This window comes from Halomicrobium sp. IBSBa (genome assembly GCF_017612575.1).
In the GTDB taxonomy this organism is placed as follows: domain Archaea; phylum Halobacteriota; class Halobacteria; order Halobacteriales; family Haloarculaceae; genus Halomicrobium.
Genome location: NZ_JADPQC010000001.1, coordinates 258,872 through 277,259, shown reverse-complemented (window position 1 = coordinate 277,259; position 18,388 = coordinate 258,872). Strand labels below are relative to the sequence as shown.

The window sequence follows — 18,388 nt, the reverse complement described above, 5'->3', positions numbered from 1 at the left end:
TTTCGCCGCTGACGCGGGCTGGGACACGAAGTGCAGGTGGTACGAACGGCGAGGCGACGTGTCCGACGACTCGGTGGCGTGTCTGGCACAGCCGACACGTCGCGAATCGACGGGCGAACACAGTTCTGTGGGTTCTGACGGCGACGGATCGGCCCTCGACGGAGATGACACCCCGGCGAACGCTCGCGTTTCAGCATCCGTTTATCACCGCTGAAAACTGCGCGCGAATCTATTAATCCGTGAACGCCCAGCGTCGAAACGATGAGTTCTGAGACATCATCTCTCCTTCCTGAGTTTATCGGGGACAGTTACGCACTGCGCCTCGGACTCGCGCTGGCGCTGGCGGTGGTCGTCGTCATCGCCGTCGGTGCCGTGGTGAGCGTTCAGGCTTCAGACGAACTGGAGTCCGAAGTCGAGTCCGACCTGCGTGCGACCTCGGCGACTCAGGCCGACCAGATCGACGCGTGGCTCGGGTCGGCTCGACAGAGCGTCCGGATGACCTCCGCGCTGTCGGTCTTCGAGTCTGGGTCGACCAGCGAGGTACAGGCGCAGTTGAACACCTTACAGGACAACGACAGGCTCCCGGCCGACGTCGTCGCAGTCCACTACGTCGACACGACGACGATGGAGATCGAGGCCAGTTCGAACGAGGACTTCGTCGGCGTCGACGCGAGCGAGCAGGGAGCACCGTTCGCGACCGACCCCCCGAACTTCGAGGGGCCGGACGACACGCACGTGACCGATCCGTTCCAGGTCTCGATCGTCGACCATCCGATCATCGCCATCCTCTCGCCGGTCGAGGGCGACAGCGATCACGCGATCGTCTTCATGACCGATCTGAAGGAGCGGACGGAGGCGTTCTCCGACCAGCGTGACGGGTCCTACACTGCCGTGGTCAACGACGAGGGTCAGTACATCGCCCACCCCAACAGTAGCAAGATCAACACGGCACACGACGGCAGCATGACGATGCCGGCGTCGGGTGAATCCGGATTCATGGCGATGGGCGACACGCTGATGGGCATGACGACGCTCGAAACGGCCGACTGGACGGTGATGGTCCACTCGGACCGGAGCGAGGCCTACGCACTGAGCTCCCAGATCAACTCCGACCTGATCGGGATCGTGCTGTTCGCGGTGATCAACCTCGGACTCGTCGGCGTCACGATCGGGAGCGGTACGATCGTCTCGCTTCGCCGACTCTCCAACAGGGCCGAGGAGATGGGTGCCGGCGATCTCGACGTGGACCTGACCACCGCCCGGACCGACGAGATCGGCTCGCTGTACCAGTCGCTCGACGACATGCGGACGAACCTCCGAGAGACGATCTCAGACGCCGAGCAGGCCCGCCAGGAGGCCGAGCAAGCCAAGAGCGACGCCGAGCAGGCCCGCGAGGACGCCGAGGAAGAGCAGGCCGAGATGGAGGCGCTGACGGGCCACCTCGAACTGAAGGCCACCGAGTACAGCGACGCACTGTCCTCGGCGGCCGACGGCGACCTCACCGTCCGCGTCGACACCGAGAGCATGAACGACGCGATGAGCGAGGTCGGCGAGGAGATCAACGCGATGTTGGCGGATCTCTCTACGACCATCGCCGAGATGAAGTCCTTCGCGAGCAACGTGTTGCAGGCGAGCGACGACGTGGGGACGAACGCCCAGCGGGTCGACCGGGCCAGCCAGCAGGTCAGCGAGTCGATCCAGGAGATCTTCGACGGCACGAACGAACAGAGCGAGCGGCTCCAGAACGCGGCCTCGGAGATGGAGAATCTCTCTGCGGCCTCCGAGGAGATGGCGGCGTCGGCCCAGCAGGTGGCCGACACGTCCCAGTCGGCCGCCGAGGTCGGCGAAGACGGCCGTAGAGCGGCCCAGGAGGCCATCGATGAGATGAACAGCATCGAAGCCGAGACCGAGGAGACCGTCGCCGAGATCAACGCACTCGACGAGGACCTCGACGAGATCGGCGAGATCGTCTCGGTGATCACCCAGATCGTCGAGCAGACCAACATGCTCGCGCTCAACGCCTCGATCGAGGCGGCCCACGCCGACGCGGAGGGCGCGGGCTTCGCCGTCGTCGCCGACGAGATCAAGGGCCTCGCGGAAGAGACCAAAGAGGCCGCCGGGGACATCGAGGAACGCATCGAACGCATCCAGTCACAGGCCGGCGACACCGTCGAGACGATGGAGTCGACCAGCCAGCGGATCACCGACGGCGTCGAGACCGTCGAAGAGGCCGTCAACGCCCTGGAGACCATCGTCGAGTACACCGAGGAAGTCGACGCCGGTATCCAGGAGATCGACCGGGCGACCGAAGAGCAGGCAGAGACGGCGACGGAACTGCTGGAGATGATCGACACGCTGACCGAGATCAGCCAGGAGACCGCGACGGAGGCGGACACGGTCGCCGGTGCGGCCGAGGACCAGGCACACTCCATCGGCGAGGTGTCTGACTCCGCGACGGAACTCAGACAGCGTGCAGACGAACTCGAACAGGCGCTCGACCGGTTCTCGGTGCAGTCTGCCGAGAGTCCCGGCCAGCAGACGACTGCGGCCACTGACGACGACTAACGATGATAGAACTCTGGTTCACACTCGGTACGATCGGTATGCTCGCTGGGACGGCGATTCTCGCCTACGGCTTCAGGCTCGTCCCGGCCGAGAGACGCACGCGGTACGCGGTGCTGGTCTCGATTCCCGGCATCGCGATCTTCGCCTACGCGATCATGGCACTCGGCATCGGCGGCTTCGACACGGGAACGCACACCGTCTGGATTCCCCGCTACGTCGACTGGCTGCTGACGACGCCCCTGAACGTCCTGTTCCTGGGGCTGTTCGCGGGTGCCGACCGCGAGACGATCGGGAAGCTCGTCGGCCTGCAGGTCCTGACGATCGTCTTCGGGTTCGCGGGCGCGCTGTCGGGCGGCCTGTTCGCCTGGGGGCTGTTCGCGCTGGGCGCGGCCGCCTTCGCTGGCGTCGGCTACCTGCTGTACGGCGCGATTACGGACGCTGCCGTCGACACGCTCTCGGAGGTCGGATTCGGGGTCTACGAGACGCTCCGTAACTTCGTCGTCGTGCTCTGGGGCGTCTATCCGGTCATCTGGATCGTCGGACAGTCCGGACTCGGGCTGATGGACCTCGAAACGACGGCGCTGGTCGTCGCCTACCTCGACGTGGTGACGAAGGTCGGCTTCGGCCTGCTCGCGCTCAGTGGCGAGGCGATCGTCGAAGAACTCGGGACGCAGGTGTTCGAGGACGAGGACGCGGCGATGGCTCCGGACCACGACGCACAGCCGTCTGACTGAGACGCTCGGTCACTGGCTGCGCTTCGGTCGAACGTCAGCAAAAAGTATCGTGAAAACGCGTCCCGAGCGTGACGGGGGCGACGTGATCCCGTTTCGTACTGCCGGCCGTTCTCGTGGCCAGTGATCCGTCTCAGTGGATCCCCATCGCTTCGATCTGTTCCTGATAGCGGTTCCGGATCGTCACTTCGGTCACCTGGGCAACGTCGGCGACCTCTCGCTGGGTCTTCTTCTCGTTGCACAGCAGCGACGCGGCGTAGATCGCCGCCGCGGCGTAGCCCGTGGGGGACTTGCCCGACAGCAGGCCCTGCTCGGCGGTCACGTCGATGATCTCGTTGGCCTTCGACTGGACCTCCTCGCTCAGTTCGAGTTCGCTGGCGAAGCGCGGGACGTACTGTTTGGGGTCGACGGGCTCCATCTTGAGCTTGAGTTCCTGGGCGACGTAGCGATACGTGCGCCCGATCTCCTTTTGCTCGACCCGAGAGACGTCCGAGACCTCTTCGAGGCTCCGTGGGATGCCCTCCTGTCGGCAGGCGGCGTACAGACAGGAGGTCGCGACGCCCTCGATGGAGCGGCCGCGGATGAGGTCCTCGTCCAGCGCGCGCCGGTAGATCACCGACGCGACTTCCCGCACCGAGCGCGGGACGCCCAGCGCCGACGCCATCCGATCGATCTCCGAGAGGGCGAACTGGAGGTTGCGCTCCCCCGCGTCCTTCGTCCGAATTCGCTCTTGCCACTTTCGCAGCCGGTGCATCTGGGATCGCTTCTTCGACGAGATGGACCGGCCGTACGCGTCCTTGTCCTTCCAGTCGATCGTCGTCGTCAGCCCCTTGTCGTGCATCGTCTGGGTCGTCGGTGCCCCGACGCGGGACTTGCTCTGCCGTTCAGAATGGTTGAACGCGCGCCATTCCGGGCCGCGGTCGATGTTCTCATCTTCGATGACAAGTCCGCAGTCTTCGCAGATGAGTTCGCCGCTCCCGTCCGTCGATATTGCCGTCGAGTCACACTCAGGACAGGTCTGCTCGGATTCTTCCGTTTCCTGCTCCTGCGTCCCGTCGTGCTCGCGCTGGCGGGTGGGGCGCTCCATGTGTCCTTTTATGGAGAAACAATTCAGACATATAAACGTTTGGCTGGTGGCGACCAGTGCCGATAGTAACACTGGCTTACTCGACGGAATGTGACAGCTCAGCCCCTCTTTGCACGGATCTCGTTTCAGCGTCCCTGGTGTGAATCCATCGATCGGGGGTGATTCCCACGGCGAGGTCCGCAACGAGCGGTGAGTTCCAGTAAAGGCTTATCCGGTGTGGCGACCCGATGTCACGCATGGACGTTGCCGTACTCGGGACCTCGACCACCAGTCACGCCCTCGCGGCGTGGTGTCTCCGGGCGGAGGCGTCGGTTCGCCTCTACGGGGACGACGCCAACGCCGTGATGGACAGCGTCGACGCGGTTCAGCGTCGCGCTCGCGGTGACAGTGACGCGATCGACGGCACGACCGGACTGGAAGCGGCCGTCGGCGGTGCCGACGTTGTCTTCGACGTCACCGGACGCGAGATCGACGCTCGCCGGGACCTGCTCGCCGACATCGAGGCACAGATTGGGCCGGAGACGCTGCTCGTCGTCGGAGACACGTACGACCGAATTACGGCCGTCGCGGCTGGTCTCCGTCGGCCCGACCGCGCGGTCGGCATCCACGTGATCGATCCGGCAGAGAGCCAGCTGGTCGAACTCGTCGTCGCCGAGCAGACGACGGCAGACACACGGGACCGCGCGGTGTCGCTCGTCGAGTCGCTCGACGCCACGCCGATCGTGGTCCGGGACACGCCGGGATTCGCGACGACTCGACTGGACCTGGCGACCATCGCGGAGGCCGTCAGGATGGTCGAGGACGGCGTCGCGAGCGTTCCGGCCATCGACCGCGCGCTCGAACTGGGTCGCGATCACCCGATCGGTCCGCTCGGACTGGCCGACCGACTGGGCCTCGATACGGTCCTGTCGGCACTGGAGTCACTGGCGCTTGACCTCGGCGCTCGGTTCGATCCGCCGGACCTGCTCTTCGAGAAAGTCGAATCGGGCGAACTGGGCCGCCAGACCGGCACCGGGTTCTACGAGTGGGAACAGGGCGAGCGAGTCGGACCCGCCCAGCCGAACCCGACCGTCGAAGCCCGGTCGGCAGAGCCCGGTGAGCGATGAGCCGATCCGAGCGGCGGCGAGGGGACTCGCCGGTCGAGCAGGACGACGCCGACATGAGCGACCTGTTCGACGACCTCTCGGAGCTTGAGGACCTCGTCGACTCTCCAGAAGAACGAGCCCGCGTCCGCGAGGCGATGCAGACGGCGAGCGAGGTCGACGACGACGGGCCGGTGTTCGGCCGGGTCGTCTGGGGATTCGACCGTGCGGACCTCGCGGAGTCGGTGCTGGGCGCGCTGCTCTTTGGCATTCCGATGGCCGTCGAGGGCGGGACGGTCGACTCCGGTCGGTTCATCGCCGCTCGCCCGCCGTTCCTGGCCCTGACGCTGCTCGCGACGGTCGCAGTGGTCGTCGGGATCCTCTACGTGGCCGACATTCAGGACGTGCGGGTCGCCTACGCGTTCTTCGGTCTCGTCCCGCGGCGACTCGTGGGCGTCCTCGGCTCGTCGTTCGTGACGGCAGTCACACTGTTGAGCGTCTGGGGCGTCGTCGACTGGGCGGATCCGTGGCTGGACTTCTGTGTCTGCGTCGTGGCCTTCTTCCCGATGGCGATCGGTGCCGCGCTGGGTGACATCCTGCCGGGGAGCTAGTCCGGCGGGCTATCGCGTCCGTTCGAGAAACCGCCGTCCACTCCGGCGCGTTTGACAATCGTTAAAAGTCGTGGCCGGATACCAGCGTGTATGAGCGAGAGCGAAACTCAGCAAAAACGCACACAGAAGTGCGTCTCGTGTGGCATCAACATCGCCGGCACGAACGCGGCCGCGTTCAAGTGCCCAGACTGCGGTCAGCAGATCTACCGCTGTGGGACCTGCCGCAAGCAGAGCAACCTCTACGAGTGTCCCGACTGTGGCTTCCGGGGGCCCTAACGATGGGGAAAGTCGCCGCCAAGATCAAGGTCATGCCGAACAGCCCGGATGTCGACCTGGACGCGCTCCAGGAGCGTCTGGAAGGCGCACTCCCCGAAGGCGCGAAGATCAACGGCGTCGAGCGCGACGACGTGGCCTTCGGGCTCGTCGCCCTGTTCCCGACGGTGATCGTCCCCGACGACAGCGGTGGCACGGAAGCCGTCGAGGAAGCCTTCAGTAACGTCGACGACGTGGAGTCGGTCTCCGTCGAGAACGTCGGCCGGATATAGACCGAGCGACTTCCTCACTGCGGTTCGACGCGCCGAGTCGCGACGCTCGCCGCCGACTCACGGTGCAGTCTCGTCCTGCCGGGCGTACAGTCGCGGTCGAACTGGCGAGACGGGAACGCACGTTTTATTAGGACGACCGGATTACCCCTCCGCACGAATGCCCAGTTCGGATGGACCCCTCAAAGGAACGCGGAACAAGCTGAAGAACAAGCCTCGCGAGCGCGGCACCTCGCCGCCCCAGCGCGCCGTCGAGCAGTACGAGGAGGGCGACACCGTCCACCTCAAGATCGACCCGTCGGTCAACGACGGTCGCTTCCACCCGCGCTTCGACGGTTCGACCGGCGTCGTCCTCGGACAGCAGGGCGAAGCCTACAAGGTCGAGATCAACGACAGCGGCAAGGACAAGACGATCATCGTCACGCCCGCACACCTCCGCCGACAGGAGTAAGGTATGACGATCTTCAAAGAGAAGGTCGACGAGGAGTACCTCACGATCGCCGAAACGAAGGAGATCCTCGAAGACATCGAAGCCGAGCGCTCGATGGACGAGGATCGAGAGATGCGTTACGAGCTCGCTCGTGCGATCGAGCACGTCAACCGCTTTGCGATGCTCGATCCCGACGAGGCCGACGAGTTCGTCGACCAGCTACGGGACCTGGAGAAGGTCGACGAGGCGACCGCCTACAAGATCGCGAACCTCCGACCGCTGGATCGCGACGAGCTGCGCTCCGTGTTCGCACAGGAGCGGTACTCGCTGTCGGGCGACGAACTCGACGAGATTCTCAACGTCGTCAAACAGTACGCGTGAACCGCCTCGGGGTCGAGCCCCGCGGCACTCGCCTTGCTTATCTATAGATCGGTCGGCCGCGTGGCGATTGTCACCGGCCTCGCCGACCCACGCCATTAAGTGGGCGCTAGACCTATCGACTGGCATGAGCGATACCGAGAGCGGTGACGACGGCGAACCGGCCGTCGTCTTGGACTTCCTGCCACACGGCAAGTCCGATGACGACCGGCCACAGTATCAAAAGCAGCCGCTCGCGTACGCGATGGGGACCGAAGACTTCCGGCTCTACGAGATCGTGGTCGGAGCGGAGACGGACGTGACCTTCGGCGACCGCATCGACGTTCACAGCACCGACTTCGACCGGGTCAGCGTCGTCGAGTACGACGATCTCCCGAGCGGTGCCCAGTCCGAGCTCGACTACGCCGTCGAGGACCTCGTCGAGGCAGAGGCAGATCGGTTCGTCGACTTCTACAACGAGGCCCAACCGATCACCCTCCGGCTCCACCAGCTGAACTTGCTGCCCGGAATCGGCAAGAAGCTGCGCAACTCCATTCTGGACGAGCGCAAGCGCAAGCCCTTCGAGAGCTTCGAGGAACTCGAAGAACGAGTCAGCGGCCTCCACAACCCCAAGGAGGTCCTGGTCGAACGGATCCTCGAAGAGCTATCCGAGGACGACCTGAAGTACAGCAGGTTCGTGCGCCGCGAAGACCAGTCATAGTCGGCCCGGAAGTGACAGCGTTTTACGGGTCTGCCCGCTATTCGCGAGCGATGACTACCGACGGATCGCCCTCCCAGGGGGCCGACGGCGCTCGCGATCCGGACGCGCTCGTCGCCCGTGCGGGCAAGCGAGCGGACACCCGACAGGACCAGCACTTCCTGGTCGACGATCGAGTTCTGGACCGGATTCCGGGCTACGCCGACCAGATGGACCGATCCCACGTACTGGAGGTCGGTGCCGGCCCCGGCGCGCTGACGGATCGACTGCTCGCGGTCGCTGATCGGGTGACCGCGATCGAGCGCGATCCCGACTTCGCGGCCCACCTGCGCGAGGAGTTCGCCGACGCCATCGACGCCGATCGCCTGACGATCGTCGAGGGTGACGCCCTCGACGTGGACCTGCCCGAGTTCTCCGCGAGCGTCTCGAATCTCCCCTACGGGGCCTCCAGCGAGATCGCGTTCCGGCTGCTCCCGCGTGGCAAGCCCCTCGTCCTGATGTTCCAGCAGGAGTTCGCCGAACGGATGGCAGCCGACCCCGGAAGCGACGACTACGGGCGGCTCTCGGTGACGGCGGGCCACTACGCCGACGTCGAGATCGTCGAGACGGTACCGCCGACGGCGTTCGACCCACAGCCCCGCGTCGACAGTGCCGTCGTCCGGCTCCGGCCGCGCGAACCCGACTACACCGTCCCGGACGACGACTTCTTCATGGACTTCCTCAAGGGCGTGTTCACACAGCGTCGCAAGACGATGCGAAACGCCGTCCGGAACACGGCCCACATCACCGACCTCGGCGATCCCGACGCCGTCGTCGACGCCGCAGACGAGTCGCTGATGAGCAAGCGCGCGGGAGAGTTATCCCCCGCGACGTTCGCAGCGCTGGCGACGCTCGCCTACGAGACCGGCCGACCCGGAGAGTACTAGCGATGCCCGACCAGCCTCCGACGGACGACGACGGCCGCCCCTCACTCGCCACACAGCGCGACACGGAGACGGTGTACCAGCCGGCAGAAGACTCCGACCTGCTGGCGCGGACGGCCAGGTCACACGCCACGCCCGGCGACCGCGGGCTCGACGTGGGAACGGGCTCGGGCTACGTCGCCGAGATGCTGGCCGAGGCGGGCGTCGACGTGGTCGCGTCCGATCTGAACCCGGACGCCTGTCGCGAGGCAGCGGCTCGCGGTGTCCCGGCCGTCCGTGCCGACCTACTCGATCCGTTCCGCGACGACGCCTTCGATCTCGTCACGTTCAATCCGCCCTATCTGCCCACCGAGCCAGACAAGGAGTGGGACGACTGGATGGAACACGCGCTCTCGGGCGGGGAAGACGGCCGCAGGCTCGTCGACCCCTTCCTCGAAGCGGTCGAGCGCGTGCTGGCTCCCGGCGGGCGTGTCTTCCTGCTGATCAGCAGCCTCACCGGGATCGGCGACGTACAGCGCTACGCTCACGAGCGGGGGCTGGCGGGCGAGATCGTCGCCGACGAAGCCCACCCCTACGAGCGACTGGTCGTGATCCGGTTCGAGTCCCGAGACGAGAGCCCGCTCCCGTGATCGGCTGTGTACTGTGAGATGGGCCGCTCTACGGGGCGGGCAGACGCCGGGTCGACGCTCGCGTGAGACGACCGGGCGGCGTCACTCGTGGTGGTGAATCCACTCGCTGGTCGGGACGAACGCCGTCGCTCCGCAGGCACCACAGGCCTCCGGTGGTTCGAACTGGTGATCGCCCGCCGAGCGGTGAACCGGCGTGCCGGCGTGTGTCACCTGGCAGTTCGAGCAGACGAACTCGACGACGTTTTCGGGGCTGTGTGCCATACTGTAGCTTCGAACGTCGCACAGATATAGGTGCGGTAGCACGCACCACTATCGGCCAGTGACGCCCAGTCGTCGGACCGCCGACCAATAACCATGGAGCATTTTCTGATATAGGAAATATTAAAGCCCGTCATTTCCAACCTAGCCGTAATGACACAGGTAGTCGCCACGACACCCGGTCTGTTCCCGCTCCCGGACTGGGCGAAAGACGAACTGTCTCGATTGAAAGGCCACCAGAAGTCCGACCTCGTCAGCGGTGAGGAGGGGCCGGAGATCGTCGACGCCTACGACCGCGCTCGCGAGGAGGTCGTCGGCGTCCAGACCGACGCCGGCCTCGACCGCGTCACGGAGGGCCAGCTGCGATGGGACGACATGATCGCCCACCCGCTGGCGGTCGCCGACAACGTCGAGACCCGCGGGATCGTTCGCTACTACAACAACAACAACTTCTACAGGGAGCCGGTCGTCACCGGCGACCTCGAAGCCTCCGGCGACGTGGCCGGCGAACTCGACGCTGCGGCCGAGCACGTCGACGCCGGTCTCCAGGCGGTCCTGCCGGGTCCGTACTCGCTCGCGGACCTCGCGACCGACGAGCACTACGGCGACGAGGCAGCGTTCCTCGACGCCGTCGCGGACTTCCTCGCCGCCGAGGCCGACCAGTTCCCCGACGTCGAGACGCTGTTCCTGCTGGAGCCGTCTCTCGTCGAGAACGCGCCCGGTGAGGGTGTCGACGAGCGCGCCAGCGAGGCAATCGACACCGTCGCCTCGGCCGTCGACGCCGACGTGGTCGCTCACACCTACTGGGGCGCTCTCGACGAGAAGGTGTACGCCCACCTCATGGACGCCGACGTGGACGCCATCGGCTTCGACCTGATCGCCGACCACGAGCAGAACGTCTACAACGTCCAGGAGTACGGCACCAAAGACGACGTGGCGCTCGGGCTGGTCGACGGACAGAACACGTTCGTCGAGACCCCGGAGACGATCCGCGAGCGCGTCGAGTGGTTCGTCGAGCAGACCGACGGCGACTACGACACCGTCTACGCGACGGCCAACACCGAACTGTTCTACCTCCCGCAGAACAAGTTCGAGGCCAAGATCGAGGCACTGGCTGACGCCGCCGCGATCGAGGAGGTGGAAGCATGACCGGTCCCCGCGAGCAGTTCCGACCCGAGGACCACGACAACGACCACTTCCTGCTGACCAGCGTCGTCGGCTCCTACCCCAAGCCCAAGTGGCACGACCGCGCCCGCGAGCTGTTCAAAGATCCCGACGCCGACTTCGACGAGCACAACTGGGAAGAGGCGAAAGACGACGCCGCTCGACTCATCACGCGAGAACACGAGCGATCCGGGCTCGACACCGTCGTCGACGGCGAGATGCGCCGCAACGAGATGGTCGAGTACTTCGCCGAGCTGATCGACGGCTACGAGTTCAACGGCCGCGTGAAGGTGTGGGGCCACAACTACTTCGACAAGCCCTCGATCGCCGACGAAGTCGAGTACGACGAGGAGTGGCTCGTCGACGAGTACAAGTTCACGTCGTCCGTGTCGGACCGCCCGGTCAAGGTCCCGATCACCGGTCCCTACACGCTCGCTCGCTGGGCCTTCAACGAGGCCTACGAGACGACCGAGGAGGCCGCCTACGCCCTGGCAGACCTCGTCAACGAGGAGATCGAGCGCCTCGTCGACGCCGGCTGTAAGTACGTCCAGATCGACGAGCCGGCTCTCGCCCAGTACGAGGACGACCACGCCATCGTCGGCGAGTGTCTCGAACGCATCGCCGACGGGATCCCCGAAGACGTGCGCCTCGGCCTGCACGTCTGTTACGGCGACTACTCGCGGATCTACCCCGAGATGCTGGAGTACCCCGTCCACGAGTACGACCTCGAACTCGCCAACGGCGACTACGAGCAACTCGACGTGTTCAAAGCGGACGAGTTCACGAAGGACTTCGCGATGGGCGTCGTCGACGCCCACGTCGCCGAGGTCGAGTCCGTCGAGGAGATCAAGGACAACATCAAGAAAGGGCTGGAGGTCGTCCCGCCCGAGCAGCTGACGGTCTCCCCGGACTGCGGGATCAAGCTCCTGCCCCGCGAGGTCGCCTACGGCAAGATGGAGAACATGGTCCAGGCCGCCCGCGAGATCGAACAGGAACTCGACGCCGGCGAGATCGACGTGGTCGGTGGGCAGACGGCGAGCGCGGACGACTAGCGAGAGGCCGAGCGGAGCGAGGGCTCTCGTTCACGCGAGCAGGGAGACGCGCCGATAGGCGGGTCTCCAAAAGCCGAGCGGCGCGACGAACGAAGTGAGGAGCGGTCCTCGTTTTTGTGAGGTGCTTTCTCCCTCGCTCGTGTAACCCTCAGTATTACGGATCGACAACGTTTACGGCGGAGCCGTCCGACCCCACGAGTGCTATGGCAGATATCGAAGTCAGCAGTACGTGTGAGGAAGGGTACACGGTCACGAACGTCATCGACGACGAGTGGGAACTGGTCGTCGACGCGCTGAGCGAGGACGGTCCGTCTCCGAACCAGGTGCTGGCGGCGGACTACATCTCGTGTTACATCCCGGCGCTGCGCGTCGCCGCAGACCAGACCAGCTACGACGATCTCGGCGCTGTCGAGGCCGAAGTCGCTGCTGACCTCGACGACGACGACGATCTCGAAGCGGTCGCGTTCGAGATCGAGGTCGAGGCCGACCTCGGCGACGACGTCGAGGAGATCGTCGAACTCGGCGAGGAGATCTGTCACGTTCACTCGGCGCTTCAGGACGAACTCCACGCCGAGATCACGCTGCACGACGACGCGTTCTAAGCCCCGAGGAGACTATTTTTTGATGTGTGGGCAATAGCACGACGGCAGCTGCTGGTTACTCTGGGAACAAGAACACAACTGCAGAGGTGTTGTGATAGCCCGTGTAGTCCTCGTCTGCCGAGCAGACTTCGCCGTATGTTTCGAAGCCAGCGAACGGTGCATCGATCGAACGGCTGATCGCGTCGACTACGTCGTCAAAGTCGTCGCCCAGAATCATCGCCCGACACGCACAGTCGTAGACGAACCCGCCAGCGACGGCATCGCCGCCGAGTTCGTCGACGGCATTCGATGCGGCTGTTTCGACGGCCGAGACTTGATCGGGTTTGCTGCTGTGTGTGACACGCAACTCAGTTCCTTCGGCAATGTCTACGGTAAATCCGAGCGAGCCGTCGGTATCTGTGGTTTGTCCCGGCCACCGGATGTTGTATCCCTCCGTCGAGATGAACGCGGACGCGACGAAATCTCTGATCCGAGACGCGATACTCTGGGCGTCTGCGTCAGGTTCTGACTCGATACCCAGCTCGTAGCGGCCGAGTAACATCAGAAACTCCTCGGAATCGGCCTCCAAGTCGTCGACGTCGATCCCGTACGACTCTTTCGCGTCTGTCCGAATCGCATCCCGCCAGGCCTCGAAAGCCGGCCGTCCGTCGAGTTTGTGGACCGTGCTCCCTTCGGCCTGGGTGACGGTCATCGGTTCCGAGATCGGTTCGTGGCCGTGGTTGACCGTTACCGCGAATGGATCTTCAGAGGCCAGTAGCGCGAGCGCGACGGCGTCTGATTCGACCTGTCCGTTACAGAATACGTGTGTCTCCTCCAGTCGAAGGTCGTCTCCAGCAGAGCCGCCAACAATCGGAATCTGGTCGTCGTCGAGATACTGTTCGGTAAGCTTCGTAATCTCGTCTCCGATGCTGACGATGCCGTCGTGGAGGTTGATTACCGCACGGTGTGGGTACTGGTCGATCTCTGGATCGTCCGGTTCCGGAAGATCGTGTACCGCGTCGAACAGGCAGCGCTTATGATCGGCACCCAGCCCCGTCGAGAGCGTGGTGAAGAACTCCATCGAATCGGAAGCGACGATGCCAACTGTCACAGTCTCTGCCTTCGAGCCGGCTTCAGTGAACTCTCCCGAAGACGAGCAGCCGATGATTTCGGTGTCCGAACCGACGATGCTTCGAATGCCCCAGAGGACTGCATCGTAGTCGTAGACTGGCGAACAGAAGACTTGGCAGAAGTCCGGGCTGTCAGCCTCGATGTTGTCGAGGGCCTCACGTACTGCCGCCATGCCGGCGGCGTCACCGCTCTCTCCCGTTGCTTGCCCTGTACCGACCTGTGTGTCCATGTACTCTGTCTAACTGAAAGAACGACTTATGCGTCACGGAGTTGGCGGAGACGCCACAGTGGTAAACGACGAGACGACGCCGGCGGGAAACGCTCATACGCCCGGCTCGCGAACGGCTGTGTATGAGTAGCGACTGGACGAACGCGATCGCCGCAGAGCGAATGAAGGTCGACACCGAGTTCAACGACCGCGTCGAGGCCTCGTCGTTCTCGAACCAGCAGTGGAACCTCGTGATGACGGCACTCGAATTCGAGATCCACGGAGCCGAAGATCCGGAGACGGCGGAGATCGTGGCCGACACGTCGAACCTCTCGACGATCATGCCCGAACTCGATCGGATCGCCAAGCAGGGGCCGATGGGCGGCGGCGGTGGCGGGGGTGATTCGAGCGGCGACACCGGCGGCGGGCTCCTGGGCGGCGTCAAGGACGCACTGGGACTCGGTGGGGGCGGTGGCGGCGACGACCGCATCGAGGAAGCCGAGGAGCTCGCGGCCGAGTACGCGGAACTGCTCCAGGAGAAGCTAGAGACGAACGGGCGCTGGAGTATGGTCTGCGACCGCGCCGCGTAGCGCGCGGAGCGACGTTTCGTGACCGTGACTCCCGACAGTGGCGACGCTCTGGCCGAGGACGATCGGAAACGATACGAAACGATCATATTCGAAAACGCTTTGTGATCGTTTTTCGTACGAGCGTGCATGCACGTCAGCGACGACTCGCCGCTCGTCCGCAACGGCAAGACGATCGTCCTCGCACACGATCACGGGCTCGAACACGGGCCAAAACAGTTCGACGGCGTCGAGGAGCGTCTCGATCCGACCGAGGTCTTCGAGATGGCGACTCACGACGCCGTCACCGCTCTGGCCGTCGGCAAGGGACTGACGGAGACGTACTATCCCAGCTACGACGACGAGGTGAATCTGCTGGCGAAGCTCAACGGCGGTTCGGACCTCTGGATGGGTGAACCGTACGCACCGCAGAACTGGTCGGTGGATTACGCCGCCGAACTGGGTGCCGACGCCGTCGGATACACCGTCTACCCCGGAGTCAACGACGAGCCGCGGATGTTCGAGGACTTCCGGCCGGTCCAGGAGCGGGCGCGCGACCACGACCTCCCGATCGCGATGTGGTCGTACCCGCGCGGACAGGCGATCAAGGAGCACCGGAGTCGGGACGTGATCGCCTACGCCGCCCGCATCGGCCTCGAACTCGGCGGTGACTTCGTGAAGGTCAAGTATCCACGCAGTCCGGAGGCTATGGCCCACGCCGTCGACGCGGCCGGCGACACCGGCGTCCTCCTCTCTGGCGGTTCGAAGACCTCCGACCGCGAGTTCCTCGAACTCGTCGAGGGCTGTCTCGACGCCGGTGTCTCCGGGCTCGCGGTCGGCCGCAACGTCTGGCAACGCGCGGACCCGTACGACATTCTCGACAAACTCGAACGGGTCGTCTTCGAGGGTGCGAGTGCAGACGACGTACTCTAAGGGACGGGAAGAGTGAGTACAACTATGAGTTCGTTCGACGACGAGACCGAGGCCGCCGTCGCCGTTGCACGGGCACAGCTCCCGGAGACGGTCCCGAGCGAGCGAGTCGTCTTCGGCTTCGACGGGTACGTCGATCGCGTCCGCGAGGTCGTCGCAGATCGCCACGATCCCGACGACTACGACCGACTGGACACGCTGGCGGGCTTTGGCGATCGCGTCCACGACTCCGTCGCGGCCGACAGCTCCCTCTCCTTCGAGTGGCTCCAGCGAGGGACCCGGACCGGCGGGCACACGAGTCACCTCGCTCGGGCCTTCGGCAGTTGGGGCTTCGATCCGGTGATGATCGGGATGTACGGCCAGCCGGTGCGTGACGCATTCGCCGAGGAGTTCGCCGACTGCGAGCTCCACTCGCTGGGCCAACCGGGCTACACGGACGCCGTCGAGTTCGACGACGGCAAGCTCATGCTCATCGAGAACGGGACGACGATGGACCTGGACTGGTCGTTTCTCACGGACCAGTTCGATCGAGAACGCCTCCGTGACCGACTCGACGGCGCGGCCCTGCTTGGCACCGGCTACTGGGCGGAGACGCCCGATCTGCCGGACGTACTCGACGGGATCGCCGGGCTCTGGGACGACATCGAGGAGCCGCCCGAGACGGTGCTCGTCGATCCCGGCGACGTGCGGAAGCTCGACGCCGAGCGCCTCGACGGTGGGACGGGGGCCATCGGTCGCCTCGCGGCCCAGACGCGCGTCGTCGTCTCGGCCAACCGCGCAGAGACCCAGCTCCTCGCAGAGACCTACGGCGACGGCAGCGAGCAATCGCTCGCAGCGAAGGCTCGCACGCTCCGCGAGACCTTCGACGCCAGCCTGTTCGTTTCACACGGCGTCGACCGGTCGCTGGTCGCCGGGGCCGACGGGACCACGGACGTGGCCGTCCCCTCCGTCGACGACCCGGAACTGACCACGAGTGCCGGCGACCACTTCAACGCCGGCCTCGCGCTGGCACTGGTCACCGGTGTCGATCCGGCCGGTGCCGTCGTCGTCGGCAACGCCGTCGCCGGTGCGTTCGTGCGCAGCGGCGAACCGCCGACGTTCGAGACGGTCCGTGCGTTCGTCGACGAGTACGAATCGAAGTTCTAGAGCCGTCGCGTCTCGACGGCGGCCCGATCCTCGAAGACGCCGTCGAGATCCGGAACGCCGGTCCCCGCCTGTGCGACTACGCGCGACGCAACTGCAACTCCCGTCGCCAGCGCGAGTTCGTCACGCTCTCCGCGTTCGAGCGACGCCAGCACGCCCGACAGCAGCGCGTCGCCGGCACCGACCGTGTCCACGACGTCGACGGCCAGCGGTTCGGCGTGGACGGCCCCGTCGGGACCGACGAGGACGGCTCCGTCGGCTCCCAGCGACGCGACGACGCGCTCGAAGCCCTGCTCTCTGAGTGCGCTGGCGGCCGCCACACACTTCTCGACGGTCTCGACGGCCGTCTCGGTGGCTGCGGCCAACTCCTCGCGGTTGGGCTTGCACAGAGCGTAGTCGGCCGACAGCGCCCGCAGCGTCTCGCCTTCGACGTCGACGGCCGTCCGCCACGGCCCGGACGACGCGATGCGGTCGATGGCGTCGCTCTCTAGTCCCGGCGGGAGACTGCCACCGACGAGCACGCGAGCGGGCTCGTGGTCGGCGATGCGGTCGACGAGGTCGTCGACGGCGCTCGCGTCGACGGCGGGACCCGCCTGGTTGAGTTTGTACTCGGTTCCGCCAGCCAGTGCGGTCGTGTTGAGCCGCGTCGGCTCGTCGACAGTGACGAACTCCGCGGGAATGTCGGCCGCTTCGAGTTGCTCCGTGAGGAAGGTCCCCGTAAAGCCACCCAGGAGCCCGGTGGCGACGGTGGCGGTGTCCATGGCGGCCAGGAACTGCGAGACGTTGATCCCCTTGCCTCCGGCGTCGAACTGCGCGTCGGTCGCTCTGTTGACCGTCTCGCTGGCCAGTGGCTCGTCGAAGGTGACCGTCTGGTCGACGGCGGGGTTGTAGGTGACAGTGAGGATCACGTATCTGCCTCCAGGACGGTCACGCCGGCCTCGTCGAGGGCGTCGGCCAGCGCACCGTCCGGTGTGCGGTCGGTCACCAGCGTGTCGACCGCATCGAGGTCGGCGACGGTGACGAACGACTGCTCGTCGAACTTCGAGCTGTCGGCGACGAGGACGACGCGGCTGGCCTGCTCGACGAACCGGGACTTGACCGCGGCCTCGGCCTCGTTGGGGGTCGTCAGCCCGGTCGTGGCGTCGAGGCTGTTCGTCCCGACGAACAGCAGGTCGACGTGGTGGTCGTCGAGGAACTGCTGGGCGGTCGGACCGACCAGCGCCCGGGTCCGGCGGCGCAACGTCCCCCCGGTCACCGTCACCTCGATGCTTTTGTCCAGCAGGGTCGTCGCCAGATCGGGCATGTTCGTCACCGCCTCGACGCCGGCCTCGCTCGGCAGCGCGCGGGCGACGGCCATCGTCGTCGTCCCGGCGTCGAACGACACCACCTGCGCGTCCTGCAACAGGTCGACGGCGCGGGCGGCGATGGCCTGTTTGGCGTCCAGTCGGTCGACTTCGCGCTGGCCGTACGGACGCTCCTGTCCGACGGACGACGCCGGGACGGCACCGCCGTGTGATCGCTCGATCCGGCCGTCGTCTTCGAGTTCCTGTAGGTCGCGCCGGATCGTCGCCTTCGAGAAGTCGAGTTCGGTTGCGAGTCGGGCGACAGAACAGCCGTCACGCTCCGTGACGAGTTCGACGATCCGCCGCTTGCGCTCGGCTGGCAGCATTACACCGGCGT

22 protein-coding genes are annotated in these 18,388 nt (G+C 65.5%); 17 read left to right on the top strand and 5 right to left on the bottom strand.

Going from position 1 to position 18,388, the window contains the following annotated elements:
- Positions 1–261 precede the first annotated feature (261 nt).
- The gene (locus IL252_RS01525) at positions 262–2,565 is read left to right on the top strand and encodes a methyl-accepting chemotaxis protein (protein WP_208626156.1); all 2,304 of its coding nucleotides are present in this window, start codon (positions 262–264) and stop codon (positions 2,563–2,565) included.
- Between the two features lie 2 nt (positions 2,566–2,567).
- The gene (locus IL252_RS01520) at positions 2,568–3,299 is read left to right on the top strand and encodes a bacteriorhodopsin (RefSeq protein WP_208626153.1); all 732 of its coding nucleotides are present in this window, start codon (positions 2,568–2,570) and stop codon (positions 3,297–3,299) included.
- A 130-nt stretch (positions 3,300–3,429) separates the two neighbouring features.
- Here IL252_RS01520 and IL252_RS01515 read toward each other — a convergent pair whose 3' ends face one another.
- A complete protein-coding gene (locus IL252_RS01515) occupies positions 3,430–4,383 on the bottom strand; it encodes a transcription initiation factor IIB family protein (RefSeq protein ID WP_015763627.1) in 954 nt (317 codons plus the stop codon).
- A gap of 236 nt (positions 4,384–4,619) precedes the next feature.
- Here IL252_RS01515 and IL252_RS01510 point away from each other — a divergent pair, with 236 nt between their 5' ends.
- The 9 genes from IL252_RS01510 (at position 4,620) to IL252_RS01470 (ending at position 9,675) form a co-directional block, all read left to right on the top strand.
- Positions 4,620–5,489, top strand: coding sequence for a 3-hydroxyacyl-CoA dehydrogenase family protein (locus IL252_RS01510; RefSeq protein ID WP_208626151.1), 870 nt, complete (start codon positions 4,620–4,622; stop codon positions 5,487–5,489).
- The gene (locus IL252_RS01505) at positions 5,486–6,076 is read left to right on the top strand and encodes a DUF2391 family protein (RefSeq protein ID WP_208626148.1); all 591 of its coding nucleotides are present in this window, start codon (positions 5,486–5,488) and stop codon (positions 6,074–6,076) included. Before IL252_RS01510 ends, IL252_RS01505 begins: the two co-directional genes overlap by 4 nt.
- Positions 6,077–6,166: 90 nt before the next feature.
- Positions 6,167–6,352, top strand: coding sequence for an HVO_2753 family zinc finger protein (locus tag IL252_RS01500; RefSeq protein WP_015763624.1), 186 nt, complete (start codon positions 6,167–6,169; stop codon positions 6,350–6,352).
- A gap of 2 nt (positions 6,353–6,354) precedes the next feature.
- Positions 6,355–6,621 (top strand): elongation factor 1-beta, encoded by a 267-nt coding sequence (locus tag IL252_RS01495; protein ID WP_170094622.1) that lies wholly within the window; start codon positions 6,355–6,357, stop codon positions 6,619–6,621.
- Between the two features lie 157 nt (positions 6,622–6,778).
- Positions 6,779–7,069 carry a 50S ribosomal protein L21e gene (locus IL252_RS01490; RefSeq protein WP_208626146.1) on the top strand — a complete coding sequence of 97 codons (291 nt, stop codon included), beginning with the start codon at positions 6,779–6,781 and terminating at the stop codon, positions 7,067–7,069.
- A gap of 3 nt (positions 7,070–7,072) precedes the next feature.
- On the top strand, positions 7,073–7,429 hold the full coding sequence (locus tag IL252_RS01485) for an RNA polymerase Rpb4 family protein (RefSeq protein WP_170094621.1): 357 nt from the start codon (positions 7,073–7,075) through the stop codon (positions 7,427–7,429).
- A 124-nt stretch (positions 7,430–7,553) separates the two neighbouring features.
- The gene (locus tag IL252_RS01480; RefSeq protein ID WP_208626143.1) at positions 7,554–8,126 is read left to right on the top strand and encodes a DUF655 domain-containing protein; all 573 of its coding nucleotides are present in this window, start codon (positions 7,554–7,556) and stop codon (positions 8,124–8,126) included.
- Between the two features lie 50 nt (positions 8,127–8,176).
- A complete protein-coding gene (locus IL252_RS01475) occupies positions 8,177–9,049 on the top strand; it encodes a 16S ribosomal RNA methyltransferase A (protein ID WP_170094618.1) in 873 nt (290 codons plus the stop codon).
- A gap of 2 nt (positions 9,050–9,051) precedes the next feature.
- Positions 9,052–9,675, top strand: coding sequence for a HemK2/MTQ2 family protein methyltransferase (locus tag IL252_RS01470; RefSeq protein WP_208626140.1), 624 nt, complete (start codon positions 9,052–9,054; stop codon positions 9,673–9,675).
- A gap of 81 nt (positions 9,676–9,756) precedes the next feature.
- Here the strand turns inward: IL252_RS01470 and IL252_RS01465 are convergent, their stop codons facing one another.
- Positions 9,757–9,936: a hypothetical protein gene (locus IL252_RS01465; protein WP_015763617.1), complete on the bottom strand. Its 180-nt coding sequence runs from the start codon at positions 9,934–9,936 to the stop codon at positions 9,757–9,759.
- Between the two features lie 150 nt (positions 9,937–10,086).
- Between IL252_RS01465 and IL252_RS01460 the strand changes: the two genes are divergently transcribed.
- From IL252_RS01460 to IL252_RS01450, 3 genes are all read left to right on the top strand, one after another.
- On the top strand, positions 10,087–11,082 hold the full coding sequence (locus IL252_RS01460; RefSeq protein ID WP_208626138.1) for a 5-methyltetrahydropteroyltriglutamate--homocysteine methyltransferase: 996 nt from the start codon (positions 10,087–10,089) through the stop codon (positions 11,080–11,082).
- A complete protein-coding gene (locus tag IL252_RS01455; RefSeq protein ID WP_208626136.1) occupies positions 11,079–12,149 on the top strand; it encodes a methionine synthase in 1,071 nt (356 codons plus the stop codon). The genes IL252_RS01460 and IL252_RS01455 overlap by 4 nt, the downstream gene beginning before the upstream one ends.
- A 203-nt stretch (positions 12,150–12,352) precedes the next feature.
- Complete coding sequence (locus IL252_RS01450; protein ID WP_208626133.1) at positions 12,353–12,751, top strand: OsmC family protein; 399 nt, start codon at positions 12,353–12,355, stop codon at positions 12,749–12,751.
- 55 nt (positions 12,752–12,806) lie between these two features.
- Here IL252_RS01450 and IL252_RS01445 read toward each other — a convergent pair whose 3' ends face one another.
- On the bottom strand, positions 12,807–14,090 hold the full coding sequence (locus IL252_RS01445; protein WP_208626130.1) for an FIST signal transduction protein: 1,284 nt from the start codon (positions 14,088–14,090) through the stop codon (positions 12,807–12,809).
- 122 nt (positions 14,091–14,212) lie between these two features.
- On the opposite strand from IL252_RS01445, the gene IL252_RS01440 reads away from it, so the two are divergent.
- The 3 genes from IL252_RS01440 (at position 14,213) to IL252_RS01430 (ending at position 16,711) form a co-directional block, all read left to right on the top strand.
- Positions 14,213–14,659 carry a DUF5799 family protein gene (locus IL252_RS01440; RefSeq protein WP_170094614.1) on the top strand — a complete coding sequence of 149 codons (447 nt, stop codon included), beginning with the start codon at positions 14,213–14,215 and terminating at the stop codon, positions 14,657–14,659.
- A gap of 126 nt (positions 14,660–14,785) precedes the next feature.
- Complete coding sequence (locus IL252_RS01435) at positions 14,786–15,568, top strand: class I fructose-bisphosphate aldolase (protein WP_170094613.1); 783 nt, start codon at positions 14,786–14,788, stop codon at positions 15,566–15,568.
- Between the two features lie 24 nt (positions 15,569–15,592).
- Positions 15,593–16,711: a PfkB family carbohydrate kinase gene (locus IL252_RS01430; protein WP_208626127.1), complete on the top strand. Its 1,119-nt coding sequence runs from the start codon at positions 15,593–15,595 to the stop codon at positions 16,709–16,711.
- Here the strand turns inward: IL252_RS01430 and pfkB are convergent.
- Complete coding sequence (gene pfkB, locus IL252_RS01425) at positions 16,708–17,616, bottom strand: 1-phosphofructokinase (RefSeq protein ID WP_208626124.1); 909 nt, start codon at positions 17,614–17,616, stop codon at positions 16,708–16,710. The genes IL252_RS01430 and pfkB overlap by 4 nt on opposite strands.
- Positions 17,613–18,377, bottom strand: a complete 765-nt coding sequence (gene glpR, locus IL252_RS01420; RefSeq protein ID WP_208626123.1) for an HTH-type transcriptional regulator GlpR — start codon at positions 18,375–18,377, stop codon at positions 17,613–17,615. The genes pfkB and glpR overlap by 4 nt, the downstream gene beginning before the upstream one ends.
- Between the last annotated feature and the right edge of the window lie 11 nt (positions 18,378–18,388).